This window comes from Lentzea fradiae (genome assembly GCF_900100955.1).
Classification (GTDB): domain Bacteria; phylum Actinomycetota; class Actinomycetes; order Mycobacteriales; family Pseudonocardiaceae; genus Lentzea; species Lentzea fradiae.
Genome location: NZ_FNCC01000001.1, coordinates 800,688 through 821,276, shown reverse-complemented (window position 1 = coordinate 821,276; position 20,589 = coordinate 800,688). Strand labels below are relative to the sequence as shown.

Sequence of the window (20,589 nt, the reverse complement as noted above, 5' to 3'; positions counted from 1 at the left end):
GTCACCGCTCCAGACGTGTGGCGAACTCGGTCGCCCAGTAGCTGATGATGATCGACGCGCCGGCGCGCCGGATGGAGTGGAGGCTCTCCAGCACGACCAGATCCCGGTCCAGCCAGCCCTTGGCGGCGGCGGCCTCGATCATCGAGTACTCGCCGGAGACCTGGTACGCCGCGACCGGTACGTCCACGTGGTCGGCGACGAGCCGCACGATGTCCAGGTAGGCCCCCGCGGGCTTGACCATCACGAAGTCCGCGCCCTCGGCCAGGTCGAGGTCGACCTCGCGCAGCGACTCGCGGATGTTGCCCGGCACCTGCTGGTAGGCGCGGCGGTTGCCGGTCAGCGACGACTCGACGGCGTCGCGGAACGGGCCGTAGAACGCCGAGGCGTACTTGGCCGAGTAGCCCATGATCGGCACGTTCGGGAAGCCGGCCTCGTCGAGCTTCTCGCGGATCCTGCCGACCTGGCCGTCCATCATGGCGCTGGGCGCGATCACGTGCGCACCGGCCTGCGCCTGCACGACGGCCATGTCCGCGAGGCGCTCGATGCTGGCGTCGTTGTCCACGTCGCCGTCAGGGCCGAGCACGCCGGTGTGGCCGTGGTCGGTGTACTCGTCGAGGTTCACGTCGCCGATGACGACGGTCGAGTCACCGACCTCCTCCACGACGTCGCGCAGCGCCACCTGGAGGATGCCGTCCGGGTCGGTCGCCCCGAGGCCCAGCGGGTCCTTCTCCACCGGGATGCCGAACAGCAGCAGGCCGCCGACACCGGCGCTCACGGCCTCCGCGGCGGCCTTGCGCAGCGACTCGCGGGTGTGCTGGTACACGCCGGGCATGGAGCTGATCTCACGAGGCTGGTCGAGGCCCTCGCGCAGGAACAACGGCTGGACCAGGTTGCCAGGGTGCAGCCGCGTCTCGGTGGCGAGCCTGCGCAACGCGGGTGTGCGGCGGAGCCTGCGCGGGCGGGCGGCGGGGAACTGTGCCGAGGAGGAGGACATCAGACGGCCTTTCCGAGGAAGACGTTCTCGACGTGCTCGGTGAGCGCGCCGTCGGGGCGGCGGAACCAGTAGCCCGCCGTGGAACGCGTGACAACGCCGAGGTTCTTGAGGTGCACCGCGAGCTCCGCCTGCCGCACGAGCAGCCCGGCGGGGTCGATCACCGGGACGCCGTGCAGCTCCTTGGTGCCGAGGTGCCAGAAGATCTCCGCCGGGATGCCCTCGCCGGGGATCAGCACCTGGGCGCCCGCAGCGACGGCCTTCTTCGCGGCCACGTCGAACACCTCGATGAAGCGGTCGAAGTCGCCGTCGAGCGCTTGGCGCACGGCCTCGTGGCCGTCGTCGACCAGCTCGTAGGCCGCGAGCCTGCTGGTGAGGCCGTACCGCTCGATGTTCTCGGTGATGATCTCGCGCAACGCCGGCATGAAACCCAGCACGCCGAAGCGGTAGCCCAGCATGGCCGAGTAGAAGAAGCTCGTCTCGCCGTAGCCGAGCGTCGGGATCGACGTCTGGGCCCTGCCGTCGTGCAGGCCGGGGTCCTGGCCCGCGGCGATCACCCAGGCGTCGAAGCCCTGACGTTCGGCCTCGACCGCGCCACGGGCGAAGTACGCGTTGAAGTGGATCTGCAGTGCGCCGAACTTGACGAGGTCGAACGGGGTCTCGGTGTCGTAGGTGCCTTCCGGCAGCGTCTTGATGACGATCTCGGTGCCGGGCGACGTGACTTCGGCCAGGTGCTTGCGGTACCACTCGTCGAGCAGTGGCAGGCGGCCTTCGACGGTGTGCTTGTGGAACCAGATTCTCACGATGCGACGGACCCTTCGAGTGTGGGCGCCGGGTACCCGGGGGCCGTGTCGAGCATCGACGCTCGCACGAGGTACCGCGCCTCTTCGATCGGACTGCTCGCTGTGACAGCGATTTCCCGCACCGCGGCGTCGACTGAGCCCGCTTGTCCGTCCACCCCGGACACTCGTGCTTCGCTCGCCGGGATGACGTGGTCGACGACCACGTTCCGGCGGCGCCGCGCGGCTTCGTCGAGCAGTGCGCTTCCGTGGTCGCCGTTGACCACGTGGGACAGTGCCGTGGCGATGTCGACCGCGTCGTGGATGCCGCAGTTCATGTTCATGCCACCGGCGGTGGAGGTGAGGTGGGCCGCGTCGCCCGCGAACAGGACGCGTCCCGCCCGGTAGTCGTCGATCACGCGGCGCGAGGTGCGGTAGGTGTGCGCCTCACGCACCTCGACCCGGTCGGCCAACGTCGGCAAAGCCTTGTGCAGCAGCTCTTCCACCGCCACGTCCGCCGGGTCGGCGGTGTGCGGAAGGCGCAGGATGACCCGCCAGTGGTCGGGCAGGCCGAGGACGCTGCACGACTGCACGGGATCGCGGAAGTACGTCATCGGCGAAAGGCCCGGCAGCAACCGGTCCAGCTCGGTGGTCGTGATGACGCGCAGCGCGTAGGTCGGGTACTCCTTGCCGGGGAAGTCCAGGCCCAGCGCGGTGCGGACCGCGCTGTGCGCCCCGTCTGCCGCGATCACGTAGTCGGCGCGGAGCGTGCCGTTGCCGGTGACCAGCTCGACGCCGTCGTCGTCCTGGTGCACCGCGGTGACCGCCGTGTTCCAGCGGACCTCGGCCGTGAGTCGCTTGAGCAACAACGGGGTCAGCACCGTCTGCTCGGCGTGCAGGCGGAACGGGTGCGCCGTCCGGTCGGCGATGGCGTGGTAGCTCATCCGCGTCAGCAGCGCACCGGAACGGTCGCGCCATTGCAGGTCGTGGACCTTGCGGCCCTGTGCGATGAACTCGTCCGCGACGCCGAGCCCTGCCAGCAGGTCGAGCGTGGCCGGGTGGAACGTCGAGGCGCGCGAGGCCGTGCCGAGGGCAGGTCCCTGTTCCAGCAGCGTCACCGGAACTCCGTTGTGCGCCAGCACGAGCGCCGCGGTGAGTCCGACCGGGCCCGCTCCGACCACCGCGATCACGGCGCCAGCCGCCAGTTCACGACGGCGTCCGGCGCGAGCCTGCTCAGCGACCACCAGGCGGTGGCCAGGTTCGACGTGATGATCGTGCGCTCGACGCCCGCCTTGAGCTCTTCGAGCGCGGCGAGGGTGAACATGCCGGTGCCGGTCATCAGCAGCACCTCGTCCTTCGGGCGGTCGGCCGCGCGGACCTGCTCGACCAGCTCGTCGGTGGAGACGTCGTACGGCGAGAAACCCTTGCTGGACCGCACCTTCACGATGTCGCGGACCTTGATGCCCGCTGCTTCCCAGTACCCCTGCGAGAGGTCGGTGAGCCACTGCGCGTACGGCGACACGAGCGTGACCTCGGTGGCGTCGATGCTCGCCAAGGCCGCCAGCACGGTCCGCGTCACGGTCGTGACCTCGACGCCGAACCGCGCGCTCAGGTCGTCGCAGAACTCCTGTTCACGCGCCGGCCCTTGCAGGTAGTGCGAGCCGCTGCACTCGGCCACGACCGCCCGTGCGCCGAGGCGGCCGAACGAGGCGATCGCCGGTGCCAGCGCCTCGTTGTACCTGGCGATCCGCTCCCGCTGCTCGAACTCGGTGAACAACGGGAAACGCGTGGCGTGGACGTGCACGTGACCGGACAGCAGAGCGGAGATCTCCGGTTCGACCGCCGCATTTCCTGACGGCACCACGACACCCAGTCGTGGAGCGGTTGGGTTGACCATTCCCCCATGTCCTCCTCGCGTCCCGATGCGGCGCTGTTGGCGTTGCCGCAGACGTTATTGACGGGGCGGGAGAAGTTCACTACGGGAGTCCGCAGAATTGCCCGGTGAATAAAGGGCTTCGGGAAGCCGAAGCGATTCCCGTCACGAAAAAGGGCCTCCCGGGTCGCATTCCGGGAGGCCCTTCGCCGGGCGGGAGGGGTGTGGGGGTCAGCCCTTCGCCGCCGCGGGTGCCGGGGCGGGAGAGGATGCCTGCGCGGCGGCCTTGGGCTTGCGGCGCACGAGCACCACCCCGGCGACGGACGCGACCGCGCCGACGTACAGCGGCCAGCCGGCGGGCTCGCTGAGCACCAGCGCGCCGAGCGCGACCGAGACGATCGGGAACAGGTAGGTGACGGTCGACGCGACGGTCGGGCCGTCCTTGGTGATCAGCTGGAAGTTCAGGACGTAGGCGATACCCGTGCAGATCGGCCCGAGCACGACGATCGCGATCAGCGCGTCGGTCCGCAGGTGCACCGGCTGCAGGCCCGCGAACGGCATCGCGACCAGCAGCAACGCACTCGCGGCCGTGAGCTGGGACGCGGCCAGCGTGAGCGGCGGGATGCCGCGCCCCGCGAGGAACCTGCCCATGTAGGCGAAGCTCGCGCCGAGGCTGACCGTGCCGACGACGAACGCGACGACGCTGCTCGTGCTCCCCGTCGACGCCGCGTTCCACGGCGCCGCGATGATGATCGTGCCGATCATGCCGAGCAGCACACCGCCGATCTTGGTGGCGGTCAGCTTGCGGTCCTGGCCGAGCACGTAGGCGCCGACGATGGTCCACAGCGGCGTCGTCGAGTTGACCACGCCCGCGACGCTCGACGAGCCGTGCTGCTCACCCCAGGCGAAGAGCACCCAGGGAATGGCGTTGCCCAGCAGCGCGGCGACGGTGAGGTGGCCCCAGATGGCCTTTCCCTTGGGCAGCCTCCCGCCCCGGCTGTAGACGAACGGCAGCAGCACGACCGCCCCGAGCACCAGCCGGGCGAACACCATCTGCACCGGGGAGAAGGAGTATCCGGCGATTTTGATGAAGAGGAAGACCGAGCCCCAGATGAGGCCGAGCGCGATCAGCCTCACCAGGCTCATCCTGGACACGGCAGCAGACATCGAAAATCCCTGTTCCTCATGTGGGGAATCCAGACTGAAGTGGTTCTGGGACGAGCTTCACACGCGCCTGCGTGAAGTTCCAGCGAGAATTTTCGCTCTCGACCGTGCAGCAGAACTGAACGGTCAGCCGCGCTGGGCGGCCTTCACCTCGGCCGCCTCCGCCAAGGCGCCCAGCACCGCGGCCAGGTGCGGCGCCTCCTCACTTCCGCTGCGCACGGCCGCGAACACGTGCCGGGTGGGCTGCTCCGCGTCGAGCACCCTGATCACCACGTCGTCGCGCGGTCCCGCGTTGATGAGCCTCGGCACCAGCGCCAGGCCCAGTCCGAGCGCGACGGCGCCCAGGGTCGCCTCCCAGTCACCGATGTGGTGCACGATCTCGGGGGTGAAGCCGGCCGCGATGCACGCGGCGAACGAGATGTCGCGGCACGTCCCCGTGTTGGAGAAGATCCACGCCTCGTTCGCCAGGTCCGCCAGCCGCACGGCCGGTGCGTGCGCGAGCGGGTGGTGGACCGGCAACGCCACGTCGAAGCGTTCGGCCAGCAGCGCGACCCGGTGGAAGCGGCGGTCGGTGGCCGCGGGGCTGTCCTTGGACTCCAGGCTCAGCACCACGTCCACGTCGCCACGCACCAGCTGGTCGAACGAGTGCGGCGGGTCCGCCTCGACCAGCCGCACCGCGACACCGGGATGGCTGTCGCGCAGCTCGCGCACGGCGGGCAGCACCAGGCCGGACAGCGTGGCGGCGAACCCCGCGACACGCACCTCGGCCACCGAGCCTTCCGAGTAGGCGAGGAGATCGGCCTGCACGCGTTCCAGCTCGGCGAAGATGTCGTTGGCACGCCGCAACAGCACGCGGGCGGCCTCGGTGAGACGGACCCGGCGGCCGACCGGCTCGATCAGGCGGACGCCCGCTTCCTTCGACAGCGCCACGAGTTGCTGCGACACCGCGGACGGCGTGAGGTGCAGAGCCTGCGCGACGGCGGCGACGGTGCCGCGTTCGTCGAGCTCGCGCAGCATCCGCAGCTTGCGGACGTCCAGGTCCCCCATCACGCCCCCTCGGCGCACGGCGTGCACGTCCGGTTCACCGCAGCTCACCGGTCTTGAGGTCCACGATCTCGGAAGCGACCAGTTCGAGCAACCCCAGATAGTGCTCGGCGGGCTTGCGCACGGTCTCCCCCGGATACGTCGTGTCCAGCACCACGTGGGTGGCTCCCAGCCCGGCGAGCGCGGCCAGGTCCCCGCGGAGCTGGTCGAGCGTGCCCTCCCCCAGGATGCGGTCGCGATCGGGCAACGGCCGCGTGGTGGTCCTCAGCTTGATGCGCGGCACCAGGGCCGGCACCGGCCGTCCCTTCTGCTCGGCGACGCGGCGCAGCTGCGGCATCCCGATCTGCTCCAGGTAGCCCGGCGGCACCGACGTCGGGTGCCACGCGTCGCCGTGCAGCACCGCCCGTCGCACCGCACCCGTGCTGTGCCCACCGACCCAGATCGGGATGGACCGCGCGGGCCGCGGACCCGTCGCAACCGGTCCGAACCGGACAAAAGAGCCATCGAACTTCGCTATGTCGTTGTTCCACAACGCTTTCATGGCGCGCAGCGACTCGTCCGAGATCCGGCCGCGGGACCGGTAGTCGGCGCCGACCGCGGCGAACTCGCCCGGCGCCCAGCCCGCGGCCACGCCCAGCACCAGCCGTCCGCCGCTGAACTGGTCGATCGCCGCGGCCATCCTCGCCATCAGCAGTGGATGCCGGTACGGCAGCACGATCACGGTCGTGCCGAGCTCAATGCTGCTGGTCTGGCCCGCGAGCCACGACAGCGTGGCGAACGGGTCGTAGAACGGCGCGGGGAACAGGCGCTCGACGTCGGCGGTGAGCGCGACGTGGTCGGAGACCATCGCGAGGTGGTAGCCGAGCTGTTCGGCGTGCCGGACCCAGCGCAGGATCTCGGCGGGCTCCGCGCGGTCGCCGTAGTTGGGGATGTTGACGCCGAACCTCATCAGGTGCTCCCGGAGTCAGGCGGCCAGCGCGGAGGCGAGCTGCGCCCTGCGGTTGATGCCGAGCTTGCGGTAGATGCTGGTGATGTGCAGCTCGACCGCGCGGACCGAGACCCGGAACTGGTCGGCGATCTCGCGGTTGGTCTTGCCGCCCACGATCAGTGCGGCGATGCGCTGCTCGTGCGCGGTGAGAGCGGGACCGGCGGCCACCGCGGCGCGGGTGATGCGCGGGCCGCTCTCGATCCGGGCGACCAGTGAACCCGAGTTGTCACCGGAAACCATAGTGAATCCCAATTGTCGCGGCTCAGGATCGCGGTCGGAGGGCAACGTCAGTCCGCCGACGAGCACGTGCCACTCGCGGATCTTGACGCTGCGCACCAGTTTCACCCGCACGTAAGGATCTCCGTCGACCAAACGGCGCATCGCGGCCTCGTCCGCGGCCTCGCACAGCATCAGCCCGCCCGACTCGTCGGCGTACAGACCACCACCCAGCAGCACGCCGCGTGCGGCCAGGTCCTCCCAGTACCTGCGATGGGAGGGCCTGACCTCGGCTAACCGCTCGTCCGCTGTCTCGAACACCATCTCGACCACAAACCTGGCCATGTGGATCTCCCCCTGCCGGACCGTTGACCGCTGTAGTGAGTACGCCAGTACAAACTTGAACGCAAGACCGAATTTGAGTGTAGGGCGTCGTGTTCCACCCTGCGAGACCGTCATCACCGGGCTCTCCGTCGAACCGGCAATTGCGTAGTTTGGCTTCCAACGGATCACCGTACTGACTAAAGTTGGCTTCGGGTACATAGTTGTACTTGGAACCACTTTGAACCCACCGGGGGAACCGTGACACGCCGCCATGCCTCCAGCAGATCCGTCTCCCGCGGGGAGGTCGCCGTGGCGGGCATGTCCTGTCGCTTCCCCGGCGCCGGGTCCGTGGCCGCGTTCTGGGACCTGCTGACCCGCAACACCGACGCCATCAGCGAGATCCCGCGCGATCGATTCGACGTCGACGAGTGGTATTCGACGAAACCCTCACCCGGTAGGACGATCTCGCGGCACGGCGGGTTCCTCGCCGACGTCCGCGGCTTCGACGCGGAGTTCTTCGGCATCTCCCCGCGCGAGGCCCGCGCGATGGACCCGCAGCAGCGGCTGCTGCTGGAGGTGGCGTGGGAAGCCTTGGAGGACGCGGGGATCCGGCCGTCCGAGCTCGCCGGGCGGCGCGTCGGCGTGTTCGTCGGCCAGGCCACCGCGGAGTACGGCAAGGCGAGCCGCGACGCGGGCAACCACGACGTGCGGCACGCGGCGGGCGGGGAGCTCCGCGCCGTCACCTCCGGCCGGCTCTCCTACGCGCTGGACCTGCGCGGGCCGTCGATCGTCGTCGACACCGCGTGCTCGTCGTCGCTCGTCGCCGTGCACAACGCCCGGCAGTCACTGCTGACGGGCGAATGCGACGTCGCGATCGCCGCGGGAGTCAACGTGATCCTGCTGCCCGACGACGCGATCGCCTACTCGCAGGCGTCGATGCTCGCTCCCGACGGCCGCTGCAAGTTCGGCTCCGCGCGGGCGGACGGGTTCGTGCGCAGCGAAGGCATCGGCGCGGTGGTGCTGGAACGCCTGGACGACGCGGTCGAGCACGGCGACCGCGTGCACGCCGTCCTGCTCGGCAGCGCGGTGAGCAACGACGGGCGCGGCAGCGGTCTGCTGTTGCAGCCCGCCGTGCGCGGCCAGGCCGAGATGCTCGTGGCCGCCTACCGGGACGCGGGCCTCGATCCCTCCACTGTGGACTACATCGAGGCGCACGGCACCGGCACGAGCGTCGGCGACCGGGTCGAGCTGGCCGCCCTGCGCGAGGTCGCCGGCGAGGGACGTGCCACGCCGCTGCTGCTCGGCTCGGTGAAGAGCAACATCGGCCACACCGAGGCCGCCGCGGGCGTCGCCGGACTCATCAAAGCCGTGCTGATCGCCGAACACCGCACGGTTCCGGCTTCGCTGCACGGCCAGGTGCCCGCCGAGGGCCTGACGGACGGGCCGTTGCGGCTCGTCACCCGCAACCAGCCGCTGACCGCCGGACAACCGGTCATCGGCGTCAGCTCGTTCGGCATCTCCGGCACCAACGTGCACGTCGTGCTCACCTCGCCGCCAGATGCCGTTCCCACCGAGGACAACGGACGGCCGCGTGTGCTCACGCTGTCCGCCAAGTCGGCCGCCGCACTGCGGGAAGCCGCCACCGCGTACGTCAGTCGCCTGGACGATGCCGTTGCGGTGCATGACATCTGCTACACCGCCGCAGCGCGTCGCGACCACCACGAGCACCGGCTCGCCGTCACCGGCACGAACATCGCCGAGTTGCAGTCGGGTTTGCGGGCGTTCCTCGCAGGCGAGACCTCACCGGATCGTGCGTCCGAACGGCCGCAGGTCGTGTTCCAGTTCCCCGGCCAGGGCTCGCAGTGGCGCGGCATGGGCCGCGAGCTGTACGAGGTGTCACCGGCGTTCCGCGCCGCGCTGGACGAGTGCGACGCCGCGGTGCGCGACGAAGCCGGATGGTCCGTTGTGGACGTGCTGACCGGCGCTACGCCGTGGCCGGAGACCATCCAGGTGATCCAGCCGGTGCTCTGGGCGGTGCAGGTCGCGCTGGCCAGCCACTGGCAGTCGTGGGGCGTGCACCCCGACGTCGTGGTCGGGCACAGCATGGGTGAGGTCGCCGCCGCGCAGATCGCCGGTGCGTTGTCCGCCCGGGACGCGGCCGCGGTGATCTGCCGCCGCAGCGCGTTGATGCAGGAGACCGCGGGCAGCGGTGCGATGTTGTGGGCCGAGCTGTCCGCCGAGCACGCCGAGAAGCTCCTACAGCGGTATCGCGGTGAAGTGTGCGTGGCCGCCGACAACTCCCCCGGCACGTGCGTCCTGGCCGGTCCGGTGGAGCTGATGACGACCGTCGCGGAGGACCTCGGGTCACGCGGTATCGCGTACCGCCCGATCAAGGACGTCGACGTGGCGTCGCACTCGCCGTTGATGGACAAGGTCGCCGTGGCGTTGCGCGAACAGCTCGACGCGCTGCGTCCGCAGGAACCGCGGATCGACTTCCGTTCCACCGTCGATGACGGTCGGCGCGAGCTGGATGCCCGCTACTGGGCGGACAACGTCCGGCACACCGTGCGGTTCACCGACACCGTGCGCCGCGTTCTCACCGGCTCCCGTCCCACCGTGGTGCTGGAGATCAGCCCGCACCCGGTGCTGCTGGCCGCGGTCCGCGAGATCGGCGAGGCCGTCACCGTGCCGTCGTTGCGGCGCGGGGAACCCGAGCTGCGTACGATCACCGAAGCCCTCGGACACCTGCACGTCGCGGGTGTGCCGGTCGACTGGGAAAGCTGGTTCGGTGGCGGCCAGTGCGTACCCCTGCCGGCTTACCCGTGGCAGCACCAGGAGTACTGGTTCGAGTCGTTCACCGAGGACACCGAGCTCGTCCGCGCGGTCGACGCCGCTGCGCTCGGCATCGCGGAAGCGGTGAAAGGACTGCGTTTCCGCGGTCTCACGCCACTTCCGTGCGCGGCGCTGTTCGAGGCCGTGCTCTCGGTCGCCCGCGGCACGGGCTCGTCCACGGCGCACGCGCTGAAGAACGTCCGGTTCCACGAGCTGTGCGCCGTTGACCCGGAGTCGTTGCCCAGCTTGACGGTCACGCTGCGGCCGGAACGCGGCGGGACGCGGGCGTTCACCGTGCACACCGGCGAAGGCACGCTGCTGACGAGCGGTGAGCTCGAACGCGGCGGGTCGATCAGCACGGTCGAGCTGGACTGGGCGCTCGAACGCTGCCGGGAGTACGTGCGCGACAGCGACTTCCACGAGCTGGCCACCCGGCACGGTTACGAGATCGAGGGCCCGTTCCGCTCGTTGCGCCAGGCGTGGCGCGGCCAGGACATGGCCGTCGCGCGGTTCGGCGTGGCGGGACCCGCACCGGTCGTGGTGGAGACCGGGTTGCAGGCCCTGATGCTCGCGCTGGGCTCCTCGGCGATCCCGCTGGGCGTGGACCGCGTGCGGATCACCGGCCGCGCCACCGGCGAGTTCTGGGCCGTGGCACGGCGGCGGCGTGGCAAGCCTGTCGTCGACGTCCGTCTCTACGACGACCGGTACGACTGCTTCGCCGAGCTGACCGGCATCACCGTGCGGACCGACGCCTCGGCGCTCCTCGGTGGCATCACCGAGCTGCTCAACGGCGTCACGAACCTGCTCAGGTCCGCCAGGACGCCCGCACCACCGCCGTCCGTGCCGGCTCCCGCTCCGCGCGAGGAGCCCGTGGTCGCCGGCGAGCCCGTCCGCGAGGTGGTGCTGGGCCACGTCGCCGCCGTACTCGGCACGACGCCGGACCGCCTCGACACCCGGCGGGCGTTGCGCGACCTGGGACTCGACTCCCTGATGGCCGCGCAGCTCACCGCCCGGCTGAAGAAGTCCCTCGGCAGAACGGTTCCGGCGACCCAGCTGCTGGGGCCGGAGGACGTGGGCGCGCTCGCCGACGGCCTCACCTGACCAGCACGCCGTTCATCACCAGCCGCAGGGTCGTGACCAGCTCGGTCGCGAGCGTCGTCGGCTGCTTGCCGCGACCCACGTACCGGTAGAGCGTGCCCAGGTAGACGTCCCGCAGGATGTTGCCGACCAGTGTCGGGTCGACGTGGGCGGCGATCTCGCCGTCCTGCTTCCCGGCGGCGACGATCTCCGCGAACAACGACGTCGCGTACGGCTCCTCGAAGATGGGGTGGCCGCACTTCACCCACGCCGTGAGCATGACCTGCGTGGTGCGCCACTCCGACTTGTTGATCTTCGCCAGCGCCCGCATGCAGTTCTCCAGACACGTCAGCACGTCCAGGCCGCCACCCGCGATCGCCCCGAGCTCCGCCCGCAGCGTGTCCCGCCGCCGCGCGCCCCACGCCGCGATGACCTCCTCCTTCTTCTCGAAGTAGTTGAAGAAGGTGCCTCGTGCGACATCGGCCCGCTCGGTGATCTCCTCGATCGAGGTCTCCTCATAGCCCTGTCCGGTGAACAGGTCGATCGACGCCGAGTACAGCCGTTCGTACATGGCCCGCTTGTGCCGCTCGCGCCGCCCGACAGCCCGAACCGGCTCCGCGGGCTCGGCCGCGCGCCGCGTCCCCGCCATACGTGAACTCCCGTCTAAGTGTGTACCGGAGTACAGGCTAGCGGTGCAACGCGTCCGAAAATACCGTCCGAAGGTGCAGAATCCGGCATTTCACCAGTTTGTCCAGCCCGTGTCCTGTCACGCACCACGGGCAACGGTAGTCCGGCGCGGGAGCGGGATGTCCGTGGCCTCACACGGCACGGGGGCAGCGGCATCCGTTCGGCGTGGATGCGTCGCTGCCCCCGCGAGGGTTCCCGGTCGCCCGGCACAGGACGGACGGACGTGCGGCCTCAGGCCGGCGGAAGGGTGAAGATCAGACCTTGGCTCGTGGCCGAGCGGACGCCAATGGTGTCCCTGCTGACGACCTTCGCCCGGTGCTGCTTGTCAGGCGTCAGCCCGGTCAGCGTGACCTGCTTCTCGGTGACCAGACCGGCGTGCCCGCTGTCCAGGTACACGTCGTAGCCGTAGACCGGGAACCACCAGGAGTAGCCCTCCCAGGCCAGCGTCACGGACGTCGGGGTCGTCGAGACCACCCGCAGCCCGTCCGGGCGCGGCGGCCGCTCGAAGATGGCGCCCTGCGACGTCACGGTGCCCAGCAGGTCGGTCTGTGCCGGGTCGTGCGAGCAGGACGCGGTGACCGTGCCGAGCGAGGTGCCGTCGGCGCGCTTGGGGCGCAGCGTCAGCGCCAGGTCGTCCACGTGCAGGCTGTACTCACCCGGCGTGCTGAAGTACTGCACCGGGAACGCGCCCGCCGCCCGCACCGCGGTCCCCTGGGTGGTCGTCAGCCACGTGGGCGAGATGGTGAACGGAGCCTGGGTGGTCCGCGTCCCGTCCGGTCCGGTGATGTGCGCGTCGAGCACCGCGGTGCTGTCGGTGTCCAGGCGCACCCCGCCGGGGATCGTGAGGACCGGGCGCAGCTCGCGCAGGTCCAGGTCCACGTCGATGAAAGCGGGTTCGTGGCGGGCGACGGAGTTCGGGCCCGCGCCGTCGTCCGGCAGACCGCCGACCACCCACACGGTCAGCTGGACGGCCGGTCCGGCGGAGGTCGTGCAGGTGTAGTCCATCCGCACCGCCGTCGTCTGCGCCGACGCCGGGGTCGCGGCCCCCGCCAGCGCCCCGGCGGCCAGGAGAGCGGATGCCAGCGTCAGGGCGGCGATGCGGGGTGGTGTACCTATTCTTCGCAACTTCGTGTCCTCTCCGTGTTTGTTCGAACACGGAAAGTGTCCCGCACGTCAACATCGGCTCGTGTCGCCCATTCAGCGGCAGCACGGTTGATTTCTCGACGTACGAGCCCACCATACGAACGCACCGTCGCCCTCGGCCAGTGGAAACTCCGGACTGTCGAACGCATCGACACCGTCCTCAGTGGACCCGGATGGGAGCGTGCGGCGGCTTCCGCCGTCCGGCCGGGCGAGGCGTCGCAGCCGAACGGCGGACAGTCCCAGGGACGGGGTGGTTGCCCTCGAATGCGCTTTCCCCTTTCCCCACGGGCACTTCCGACCGGCTGCGGATGTGTCCGCCGCTGCCTCCCGGCACCGTCCCGTTCGCCCTATTTTCGGCTGCGGACGCCGGTATCGCGTCCGCAGGGCAGGTGACGGGGCACGACCCCGCCACCCGTGGGAGGCCGTCCGCCCCCGGAGTGAGCCGAGAGGAAACACGATGTCCCTTGACGACGCAGTGACCGTGGGCGCGATCATCGCGCCGGGAATCGCCGAGGAGGGCCGGGCGGAGAACTGGTTCCGGCTGATCAGCGAGTGCTACCACGACGCGGTCGACGACAACGGGGGGTCACCGCCGGACTGGAGCGGCTACTGGAGCTCGTTGTCGGGCAAGGCCACCGACCTCACCAGCGCCGAGCGCGACGCGTTCGAGGCGTACATGAGGTCGGTGATGACGCCCATGGAGGTCGTCGTCGACCTCGCGGGTGACTCCCGCGGCGCGGTGGTCTCGGCGGTGCTGACGAAGTACCGCGAGAACCAGCCGGTGGCCCAGGCGGCGGAGGAGCCGTTCGACGAGGCGATGTGGGGCGCCTACCTCACGAAGTGGGCGGGCGGCTGGGACGGCACCGAACCCACCTGGGCCGACTTCGCCCAGGGAATGCGCTACTGGGCAGGCGAAGAACCCGCGGGAGCCACCGAGCTCACCCGCCGCGTCGAAGAGCTCCTCTCCCACGCCGAAAGCCAGGACATCCCCGCCCGCACCGAATTTCTCGCCGCCTACGGCATCGTCACCGCCGCCGCGGAGGAGCCGTTCGACGAGTCCCTCTGGGGCGCCTACCTCACGAAGTGGGCGGGCGGCTGGGACGGCACCGAACCCACCTGGGCCGACTTCGCCCAGGGAATGCGCTACTGGGCAAGCGAAGAACCCGCGGGAGCCACCGAGCTCACCCGCCGCGTCGAAGAGCTCCTCTCCCACGCCGAAAGCCAGGACATCCCCGCCCGCACCGAGTTCCTCGCCGCCTACGGCATCGTCACCGCCGCCGGGGGCGGTGCGGACGACCACGCCCAGGTGATCCAGACGCTGACCGAAACCGGGGCGACCGAGACGATCGTCCAGACCCTGTTGGAGGAGACGATCGTGCCCGGTCTCGCCGAGGCCATCGCGGAGGTGCCCGGCGCGGCCGAGCTCACCGCCGAGGAGATCCAGCAGATCCTCGTGGAGGTTCTGGAAGAGCAGTTCACCGCCGACGACGCCTCGGCCTAGGGAGGAACCACCATGCCTGAGAACAAGGACAAGTCCGGCGCCAAGCAGTCGCTGCGCCAGAGCCTCGCCAGTTTCCTGCACCGCAACAGGGAGCAGATCGGCCAGGCCGTCGAGGCCCAGGCCGCGGTCGCGCTCGCGGAGGCAGGTGCCCCCCAGCCCGCGAACGTCCCCGGCCTGGTCAACCAGATGATGGCCGCCGTCGCGGTGAGCCCCCAGGTCGAGGGGCACGTCGCCAACGCCCTCGCCCAGGTCCCGTCCCAGGGCCCCGGCGGAGCGCGGGGAGGGTTGTCCGCCGCCATCAGAAAGGAACGCGAAGAGGTTCTGCAAGTCGTCAACATGAACCTCGCCGTGCTGGCCACGCAGAAGGAGCTGCTGTCCGCGCTGAGGACGGCCGTCGACAAGCTCCAGGACCACGAGCACATCACGTACTCCAAGGAACTGGTGTCGGCGAAGAAGGACGCGCTTTCGCTCTACGTCAAGAAGAGCAGTCTCGAAAGCCAGATCAAGAAGTACGAGGAGTGGACCACCAAGGTGTTGTCCACGCACGACGAGACGAAGCTGCGCGCCGTCCTCGACGAGCACAAGAGCGTCCAGGCCAAGTTCATGGACGAGGTCACCTCGACGTCGACGTCCGTCACCAAGATCGCGCACTCGGTCACGAGCTCCAGTGTGGACATCGCGATCAAGGCGATCAACGTCAACGCCGACCCGAACGTCCTGGAAAGGTTGCTGGGCATCGCGGACAGCCTCACCGAGCTGGCGCTGACCCTCGGCGGCGAGGTGCCGGAGCCGTACACCAAGATCGCCATCACGGCGGTCTCCGGGGTGAAGCCGTGGGCCGTCATGGCGGGCCGGTCGCTCTACCGCCGGGTGATGGTCGAGATGTTCAAGTCGGAGCACGGCAAGGCGGCGGTCTTCGCCAAGCTCCAGCCGCTGGACCTCGCCAAGAAGCTCGCGGGCGACCAGAAGGCGCTCGTGGCGGCGATCGTGAACACCGCCGGAATCGGGCTGGGCGAGGTGCCCGGCTGGAGCCTGCTGATCAAGCCGGGCATCCTCTCCGTCGTCGACGGCTTCTTCGACGCGAGGATCGAGCTGGCGAAGAAGTGGCTCGCCACCGAGGAGGCCAACAAGGCCGGTGACCTCCTGGACGCGCTCAACGCGGCCATGTACCCCGGCGGAAACGACGTCGACGGGTGGGTCGACCAGGTCGTCGCCAGGTTCACCTCCGGTCTGGGCAGCATCCAGGCCGAGCTGAGGAAGGTCCCCGCCAGGCTCGCCGCCATCCCCGAGCAGACCCTGGACGCGATCCAGGCGACGGTGCGGGACCCGCTGAGCATCGTCGAGGGAACGCTCGACTTCACCAACAAGGCGCTGAGCGTCACGGACTTCCTGACGCCCGTGATCACCGCGATCGTCCGGAAGATCTTCGTGATGCTCCCGCTGACGCCCGCCGCGGAGGTCTACTCCGGCGCCGACCTGGCGGCGGAGATCCAGGCCGTGTACCTCGCGGGCCACGACGCGACGCCGCTGGCGCCCGGTGGTGCCACCACCGCCGAGTACGAGGTCCCGACGCGGACCAAGGAGGGCCACTCGGTCATCTCGCTGCTCACCTCCGAGCCGGAGGAGGAGGCGGGCCGCCGGTTCCTGTGGGCCCGCGTCTACACCACCGGGCTCGACACGGGCAACCGGGAGGAGCTGGAGGGCCGGATCTTCCTGCCGGACTGGGAGTTCGAGGACACCACTCCCCCCGGCAACCTGGCGGGCCTGCCCACCCGCACCGACAAGGGCATCCCCATCCACCAGTTCAAGAACGTCGACGGCGGGATCGACAAGATGGAGGTCCGCGTCGACAACCTGTGGGGCAAGCTCACCGCGTACGGCGACGACGGCGACGAGCAGTACCGGTTCACGCCGGACAGGCCGGCGAGGATCGGGCCGGAGGACGGCCCCGCCTCGCAGAAGAAGTGGTCCGCCCGCACGGTCGACGCCGCCGGGTACACCGAGAACGGGACGCACGTGCCCGGCAAGTGGTACCACCCGTTCACCTCGACGTTCCTGTTCGTCGCCGACGGCGCGTCCGGTGACGAGCTGTGGGGCGAGTGGGTCTCGGCGACGAACCCGACGGCGGGCGGCCCGCGCGGCAACGGCGGCGAGTTCGGCCTCCGCGCCCACCTGGAGACCGCCGTCCCGGCCGGCAGCAAGCCCCCGCACTGGAGCCGCTACAACTGAAAGCACGCTTCGGAGATCTGCCGCACGATCGACGGGCTCGGCTGGAACTCCCCGGCCGAGCCCGTTCGCCCGGCCACGCGGCAGACGGGCAGCAGGCTGATCGAGGCACCGGGCACGGCCGTGGTGCGACGGAGGCCGCTGCGGGCCGGACTCACCGCCTGACGAGACCGGCCAGCCGGACACCGGCCCAGAGCAGCAGGGCGAGAACCGCGACGAGCAGGTACTCGATCACCGGGATGCGCGCGACCTCGTCGATCCTGCCGAACCCCCGCCACGAGTAGACCCCGAGCACCGCGACCACGACCACCCCGCCGATCCACCACCGTGCCGCCGTGCTCAGCCCGACGCCGTGCATCTGGGTGAGCACGAACACCGCCACGAAGCCGAACAGGAACATCGGCCAGGCGCCGCCGGGACCGGAGTTCATCACCGCGACCAGCGTGCCGTGCACGGCGACGAGCACTTCCAGCGTCAGCGTCCACCACCTGTTGGTGTGGGCCGCGGTGAACATCAGGCTGCTCTGCACCAGAAGCAGGAACATGTAGAAGAAGCCGATGAGGTGCCCGCTGGACGACTCCATCGGGTGGTACCAGAACGTGTAGATCGCCGCCCAGCTGAACAGGTAGCCGTGGTAGCGCCGGGCGAACCCGACGACCTCCGCCGAGATGGGCGCCCTCCAGGTGAGCAGCAGGCCGCGGCGGCGGTTCTCCATCAGCAGGACCACGACGAGCAGCAGCACCACCGAGCCCTGCGAGCTGAAGATGGACACGTCCTGCGCGAGACTGTCGTAGAACAACTGCGTCTGCAAGGCGTGCAGCGCGATGAAACCGGCGTTGAGCGCGAGCGCGGCGACGTTGAGGCGGTGCAGGCCGCTCGTGTACCGGCGCACGCGGGTCTGGGCGTGGTAGATCAGCCCCCACGACACCAGTTGGTGCGCCGCGTAGCCCAACCAGGCGGACGCCCTGGTCCAGAAGGTCGGATCGGACAGCTTCCAGTAGTACCAGGACGCGCCCTGGTCCGGCAGCAACGTGACCCCGTGCAGCCGTTGGCCGAGCAGCCACACCCCGGCGGTGAGCAGCGCGCTCGCCACCGCTCCCCAGAGCAGGACACGGCGAGTGGACGGCCGCACGTTGTTCAGCACGCTGAGCATTATGCGGATGTTCAGCGTGCTGAACAATTCCTTGCCGGTCCGCGCGAGCGTCGCTATGTTCAGCGGACTGAGCAAATCAGGAGGACCTGAGGTGGCCCGATACCTGTTGCGCGTCAACGGTGAACGACACGAGGTCGAGGTGGAGGGCGACACCCCGTTGCTCTGGGCCCTCCGCGAGGAGCTGGGCCTGACCGGGGTCAAGTACGGCTGCGGAGTCGGCCTGTGCGGCGCCTGCACGTCCCATGTGGACGGTCAAGCGGCCCGCGTGTGCTCCCGCACGGTCGAGGACTCCACCAAGGCGAAGATCACGACGATCGAGGGCCTGTCCCGCGACGGCGACCACCCCGTGCAGCGGGCGTGGCGCGAGCTCGACGTCGCGCAGTGCGGCTACTGCCAGCCGGGACAGGTGATGGCCGCGGCGGCGCTGCTCGCCCGCGACCCCGACCCGGACGACGCGGCGATCGAAGAAGCGTTGCGCGACAACGTGTGCCGCTGCGGCACCTACCCGCGCATCCGCGCCGCGGTCCGCAGGGCGAGCCGGATCATGCGGGAGGCGCGATGATCGACCGGCGGACCTTCCTGCGCGGCAGCGGTGTCGCCGCCCTGGTCGTGGCGGTTCCCGTGCCGGCACTGGCAGCCGCCGGTGGTCTCACCCCGAACGTCTTCGTGCGCCTGGACGCCGCCGGACGGATCACCGCGACGGTGCCGCGACCCGACACGGGCCAAGGCGTGCGCACCGTGATGGCACTCATGGTGGCGGAGGAGCTCGCCGTCGGCGCCGAGGACGTCGCGCTGGAGCAAGCCCCGGGAGACACGGAGAAGTACGGCCCGCAGACGGTGGCGAACTCGACCTCCGTGCGCCAGATGTCCGTCCCCATCCGCACGGCGGCGGCGACAGCACGGTGCCTCCTGGTCACCGCGGCGGCGCAACGCTGGCGGGTTGCGGCGGCCGAATGCGCCGCGCGCGACGGCGCGGTGCACCACCCCCGCCGAGGCAGGCTGCCCTACCGCGCGCTCGTCCCAGCGGCCGCCGCCCTCGACCCGGCCACCGTGCCCGTCGAGCTCACCCCGCCGCAGCGGTGGCGGTTGCTCGGCAAGACCCGTGACGGACGGGTGGACGCACGGGACGTCGTCACCGGCCGCACGCGCTACGGCATCGACGCCCGCCCACCCGGCGGACTGGTGGCGGTCGTCGCACGCCCGCCGTGGCTCGGAGCCGTGCCCGCGACCGTCGACGACGCCGCGACCCGCGCGCTGCCCGGTGTCGTCGACGTCGTGACCCTCAACGCCCCCGCCGACGGTCAGGGCGGTGTCGCCGTGATCGCCAGGAAGACCCACCAGGCGCTGCGCGGCCGTGACGCCCTGCGCGTCACGTGGCAGGGCGGGACCCCGGAGGCCGACAGCCGGGCGTGGCTGGCCGATCTGGAAGCCGCGCTGCCCGCGCAGGCTCCGGTCGCCGGTGTGCAACGGGTGTTCCGGATGCCGTTGCTCGCGCACGCGCCCATGGAACCGATGAACGCGACCGCACACGTCACCGCGGACGGCGTGCGCGTCTGGGCTCCGACTCAAGACCCCGGCGGGTTGCGGACCTTGCTCAGCCGTCAGCTCGGTCTGCCCGCGGCGTCGGTGCGGGTCGAGGTCACGGCCTCCGGAGGGTCGTTCGGCCGGCGCGTGGAGCCCGACCCGGTGCTGGAGGCGGTGGCCTGCTCTCGGCGCGCAGGGGCTCCGGTCTCCGTGCTGTGGACCCGTGTGGACGACATGCGCCACGACTCCTACCGCCCGATGTCGGTGCACCGCCTCACCGCGGAGGTCGACGGGGCGGGCCTGCCGGTCCGCCGCGCGCACGAGGTCGTCACCTGGCCGCTGACCGTGCTTCCCGCCTTCGGCAACCCCGCCCTCATCCGCGCCAGCGGCGACCACTTCCCCTACACCGTCCCGGGTGACGTCTCGGTCACCGTCCGCCCGGCCCCGCTGCGCACCGGGTTCTGGCGAGCCGTCTACGCGGGCCAGTTCCTCTACGCGGAGGAGTGCTTCCTGTCGGAGCTGGGAACCCGGTCGGCCATCGACCAGATCGCGCTGCGGCGCGGGCTGCTCCCGGCGGACTCGCGGTTGCACCGCGTGCTCGACGCCGTCGCCGACCGTTCGGAGTGGAGGAAACCGGCCAGGCGCGGAACCGCTCGCGGAGTCGCCTGTCACGAGGACTACGGCTCCGCCATCGCCGTGGTCGCGGTGGCCGAGCCGGGCTCGCGGCGGGTGCTGCGCGTGCACGCGGCGGTGGACGTCGGCGTGGCCCTGCACCCTTCGGGAGTGCGGGCGCAGGTCGAGGGGTGCGTGGTGGACGCGGTGTCCACAGTGCTCGGAGCGCAGATCACCGTGCGCGGAGGCAGCGTCGTGGAGTCGACGTTCGGCGACTACCGCTGGTCCCGGATCGGCCAGGCCCCGGAGATCGACGTCACCGTCGTGGCGTCGGACGCCCCGATCGGCGGCCTGGGCGAGCTCGCCTATCCCCCGGCCGCGGCGGCCGTGGCCGCCGCGCTGGCGGGCGGTGCACCCGTCACCGGTATGCCGTTCGGTGCCGAGGTGGGCTGACC

16 protein-coding genes are annotated in these 20,589 nt (G+C 70.5%); 5 read left to right on the top strand and 11 right to left on the bottom strand.

Annotated elements, in window-relative coordinates; translation table 11 throughout:
- Nucleotide 1: 1 nt before the first annotated feature.
- The 8 genes from hemB to BLT23_RS41260 form a co-directional block, all read right to left on the bottom strand.
- A complete protein-coding gene (hemB, locus tag BLT23_RS03630) occupies nucleotides 2–994 on the bottom strand; it encodes a porphobilinogen synthase (protein WP_090045529.1) in 993 nt (330 codons plus the stop codon).
- Nucleotides 994–1,794: an aspartate/glutamate racemase family protein gene (locus BLT23_RS03625; protein WP_090045526.1), complete on the bottom strand. Its 801-nt coding sequence runs from the start codon at nucleotides 1,792–1,794 to the stop codon at nucleotides 994–996. The genes hemB and BLT23_RS03625 overlap by 1 nt, the downstream gene beginning before the upstream one ends.
- On the bottom strand, nucleotides 1,791–2,960 hold the full coding sequence (locus BLT23_RS03620; protein ID WP_176946571.1) for an FAD-dependent oxidoreductase: 1,170 nt from the start codon (nucleotides 2,958–2,960) through the stop codon (nucleotides 1,791–1,793). Before BLT23_RS03620 ends, BLT23_RS03625 begins: the two co-directional genes overlap by 4 nt.
- Complete coding sequence (locus tag BLT23_RS40530; protein WP_176946570.1) at nucleotides 2,957–3,667, bottom strand: maleate cis-trans isomerase family protein; 711 nt, start codon at nucleotides 3,665–3,667, stop codon at nucleotides 2,957–2,959. Before BLT23_RS40530 ends, BLT23_RS03620 begins: the two co-directional genes overlap by 4 nt.
- A 207-nt stretch (nucleotides 3,668–3,874) precedes the next feature.
- A complete protein-coding gene (locus BLT23_RS03615) occupies nucleotides 3,875–4,789 on the bottom strand; it encodes a DMT family transporter (protein WP_218133614.1) in 915 nt (304 codons plus the stop codon).
- 144 nt (nucleotides 4,790–4,933) lie between these two features.
- Nucleotides 4,934–5,902: a LysR family transcriptional regulator gene (locus tag BLT23_RS03610; protein ID WP_218133613.1), complete on the bottom strand. Its 969-nt coding sequence runs from the start codon at nucleotides 5,900–5,902 to the stop codon at nucleotides 4,934–4,936.
- Complete coding sequence (locus tag BLT23_RS03605) at nucleotides 5,889–6,800, bottom strand: TIGR03619 family F420-dependent LLM class oxidoreductase (RefSeq protein ID WP_090045520.1); 912 nt, start codon at nucleotides 6,798–6,800, stop codon at nucleotides 5,889–5,891. The genes BLT23_RS03610 and BLT23_RS03605 overlap by 14 nt, the downstream gene beginning before the upstream one ends.
- A gap of 15 nt (nucleotides 6,801–6,815) precedes the next feature.
- Nucleotides 6,816–7,400, bottom strand: coding sequence for a LuxR C-terminal-related transcriptional regulator (locus tag BLT23_RS41260; protein WP_245743525.1), 585 nt, complete (start codon nucleotides 7,398–7,400; stop codon nucleotides 6,816–6,818).
- Nucleotides 7,401–7,697: 297 nt separating this feature from the next.
- Here BLT23_RS41260 and BLT23_RS03595 point away from each other — a divergent pair, with 297 nt between their 5' ends.
- The gene (locus tag BLT23_RS03595) at nucleotides 7,698–11,312 is read left to right on the top strand and encodes a type I polyketide synthase (RefSeq protein ID WP_143035807.1); all 3,615 of its coding nucleotides are present in this window, start codon (nucleotides 7,698–7,700) and stop codon (nucleotides 11,310–11,312) included.
- Here BLT23_RS03595 and BLT23_RS03590 read toward each other — a convergent pair.
- Both BLT23_RS03590 and BLT23_RS03585 read right to left on the bottom strand, forming a co-directional pair.
- A complete protein-coding gene (locus BLT23_RS03590; protein WP_090045514.1) occupies nucleotides 11,305–11,937 on the bottom strand; it encodes a TetR/AcrR family transcriptional regulator in 633 nt (210 codons plus the stop codon). The genes BLT23_RS03595 and BLT23_RS03590 overlap by 8 nt on opposite strands.
- A 269-nt stretch (nucleotides 11,938–12,206) precedes the next feature.
- Nucleotides 12,207–13,100: a fibronectin type III domain-containing protein gene (locus BLT23_RS03585; RefSeq protein ID WP_143035806.1), complete on the bottom strand. Its 894-nt coding sequence runs from the start codon at nucleotides 13,098–13,100 to the stop codon at nucleotides 12,207–12,209.
- Nucleotides 13,101–13,575: 475 nt separating this feature from the next.
- Here BLT23_RS03585 and BLT23_RS03580 point away from each other — a divergent pair, with 475 nt between their 5' ends.
- Together BLT23_RS03580 and BLT23_RS03575 are read left to right on the top strand one after the other, a co-directional pair.
- Entirely contained in the window at nucleotides 13,576–14,619 is a 1,044-nt protein-coding gene (locus tag BLT23_RS03580) for a hypothetical protein (protein ID WP_143035805.1), read from the top strand.
- A gap of 12 nt (nucleotides 14,620–14,631) precedes the next feature.
- Entirely contained in the window at nucleotides 14,632–16,848 is a 2,217-nt protein-coding gene (locus BLT23_RS03575) for a hypothetical protein (protein ID WP_090045506.1), read from the top strand.
- A gap of 151 nt (nucleotides 16,849–16,999) precedes the next feature.
- Here BLT23_RS03575 and BLT23_RS03570 read toward each other — a convergent pair whose 3' ends face one another.
- Nucleotides 17,000–17,998 (bottom strand): hypothetical protein, encoded by a 999-nt coding sequence (locus tag BLT23_RS03570; RefSeq protein WP_090045504.1) that lies wholly within the window; start codon nucleotides 17,996–17,998, stop codon nucleotides 17,000–17,002.
- Between the two features lie 91 nt (nucleotides 17,999–18,089).
- Between BLT23_RS03570 and BLT23_RS03565 the strand changes: the two genes are divergently transcribed.
- Both BLT23_RS03565 and BLT23_RS03560 read left to right on the top strand, forming a co-directional pair.
- Nucleotides 18,090–18,560 (top strand): (2Fe-2S)-binding protein, encoded by a 471-nt coding sequence (locus BLT23_RS03565; RefSeq protein ID WP_090045502.1) that lies wholly within the window; start codon nucleotides 18,090–18,092, stop codon nucleotides 18,558–18,560.
- Nucleotides 18,557–20,587: a xanthine dehydrogenase family protein molybdopterin-binding subunit gene (locus tag BLT23_RS03560; RefSeq protein ID WP_090045500.1), complete on the top strand. Its 2,031-nt coding sequence runs from the start codon at nucleotides 18,557–18,559 to the stop codon at nucleotides 20,585–20,587. Before BLT23_RS03565 ends, BLT23_RS03560 begins: the two co-directional genes overlap by 4 nt.
- Nucleotides 20,588–20,589 lie beyond the last annotated feature (2 nt).

Bases quoted from the DNA above. Each gene is read 5' to 3' on its own strand.
- BLT23_RS03590 (WP_090045514.1), bottom strand. From the start codon at position 11,937: ATGGCGGGGACGCGGCGCGCGGCCGAGCCCGCGGAGCCGGTTCGGGCT.
- BLT23_RS03605 (WP_090045520.1), bottom strand. From the start codon at position 6,800: ATGAGGTTCGGCGTCAACATCCCCAACTACGGCGACCGCGCGGAGCCC.
- BLT23_RS03615 (WP_218133614.1), bottom strand. From the start codon at position 4,789: ATGAGCCTGGTGAGGCTGATCGCGCTCGGCCTCATCTGGGGCTCGGTC.
- BLT23_RS03575 (WP_090045506.1), top strand. From the start codon at position 14,632: ATGCCTGAGAACAAGGACAAGTCCGGCGCCAAGCAGTCGCTGCGCCAG.
- hemB (WP_090045529.1), bottom strand. From the start codon at position 994: ATGTCCTCCTCCTCGGCACAGTTCCCCGCCGCCCGCCCGCGCAGGCTC.
- BLT23_RS41260 (WP_245743525.1), bottom strand. From the start codon at position 7,400: ATGGCCAGGTTTGTGGTCGAGATGGTGTTCGAGACAGCGGACGAGCGG.
- BLT23_RS03570 (WP_090045504.1), bottom strand. From the start codon at position 17,998: ATGCTCAGCGTGCTGAACAACGTGCGGCCGTCCACTCGCCGTGTCCTG.
- BLT23_RS03560 (WP_090045500.1), top strand. From the start codon at position 18,557: ATGATCGACCGGCGGACCTTCCTGCGCGGCAGCGGTGTCGCCGCCCTG.
- BLT23_RS40530 (WP_176946570.1), bottom strand. From the start codon at position 3,667: ATGGTCAACCCAACCGCTCCACGACTGGGTGTCGTGGTGCCGTCAGGA.
- BLT23_RS03580 (WP_143035805.1), top strand. From the start codon at position 13,576: ATGTCCCTTGACGACGCAGTGACCGTGGGCGCGATCATCGCGCCGGGA.
- BLT23_RS03595 (WP_143035807.1), top strand. From the start codon at position 7,698: ATGTCCTGTCGCTTCCCCGGCGCCGGGTCCGTGGCCGCGTTCTGGGAC.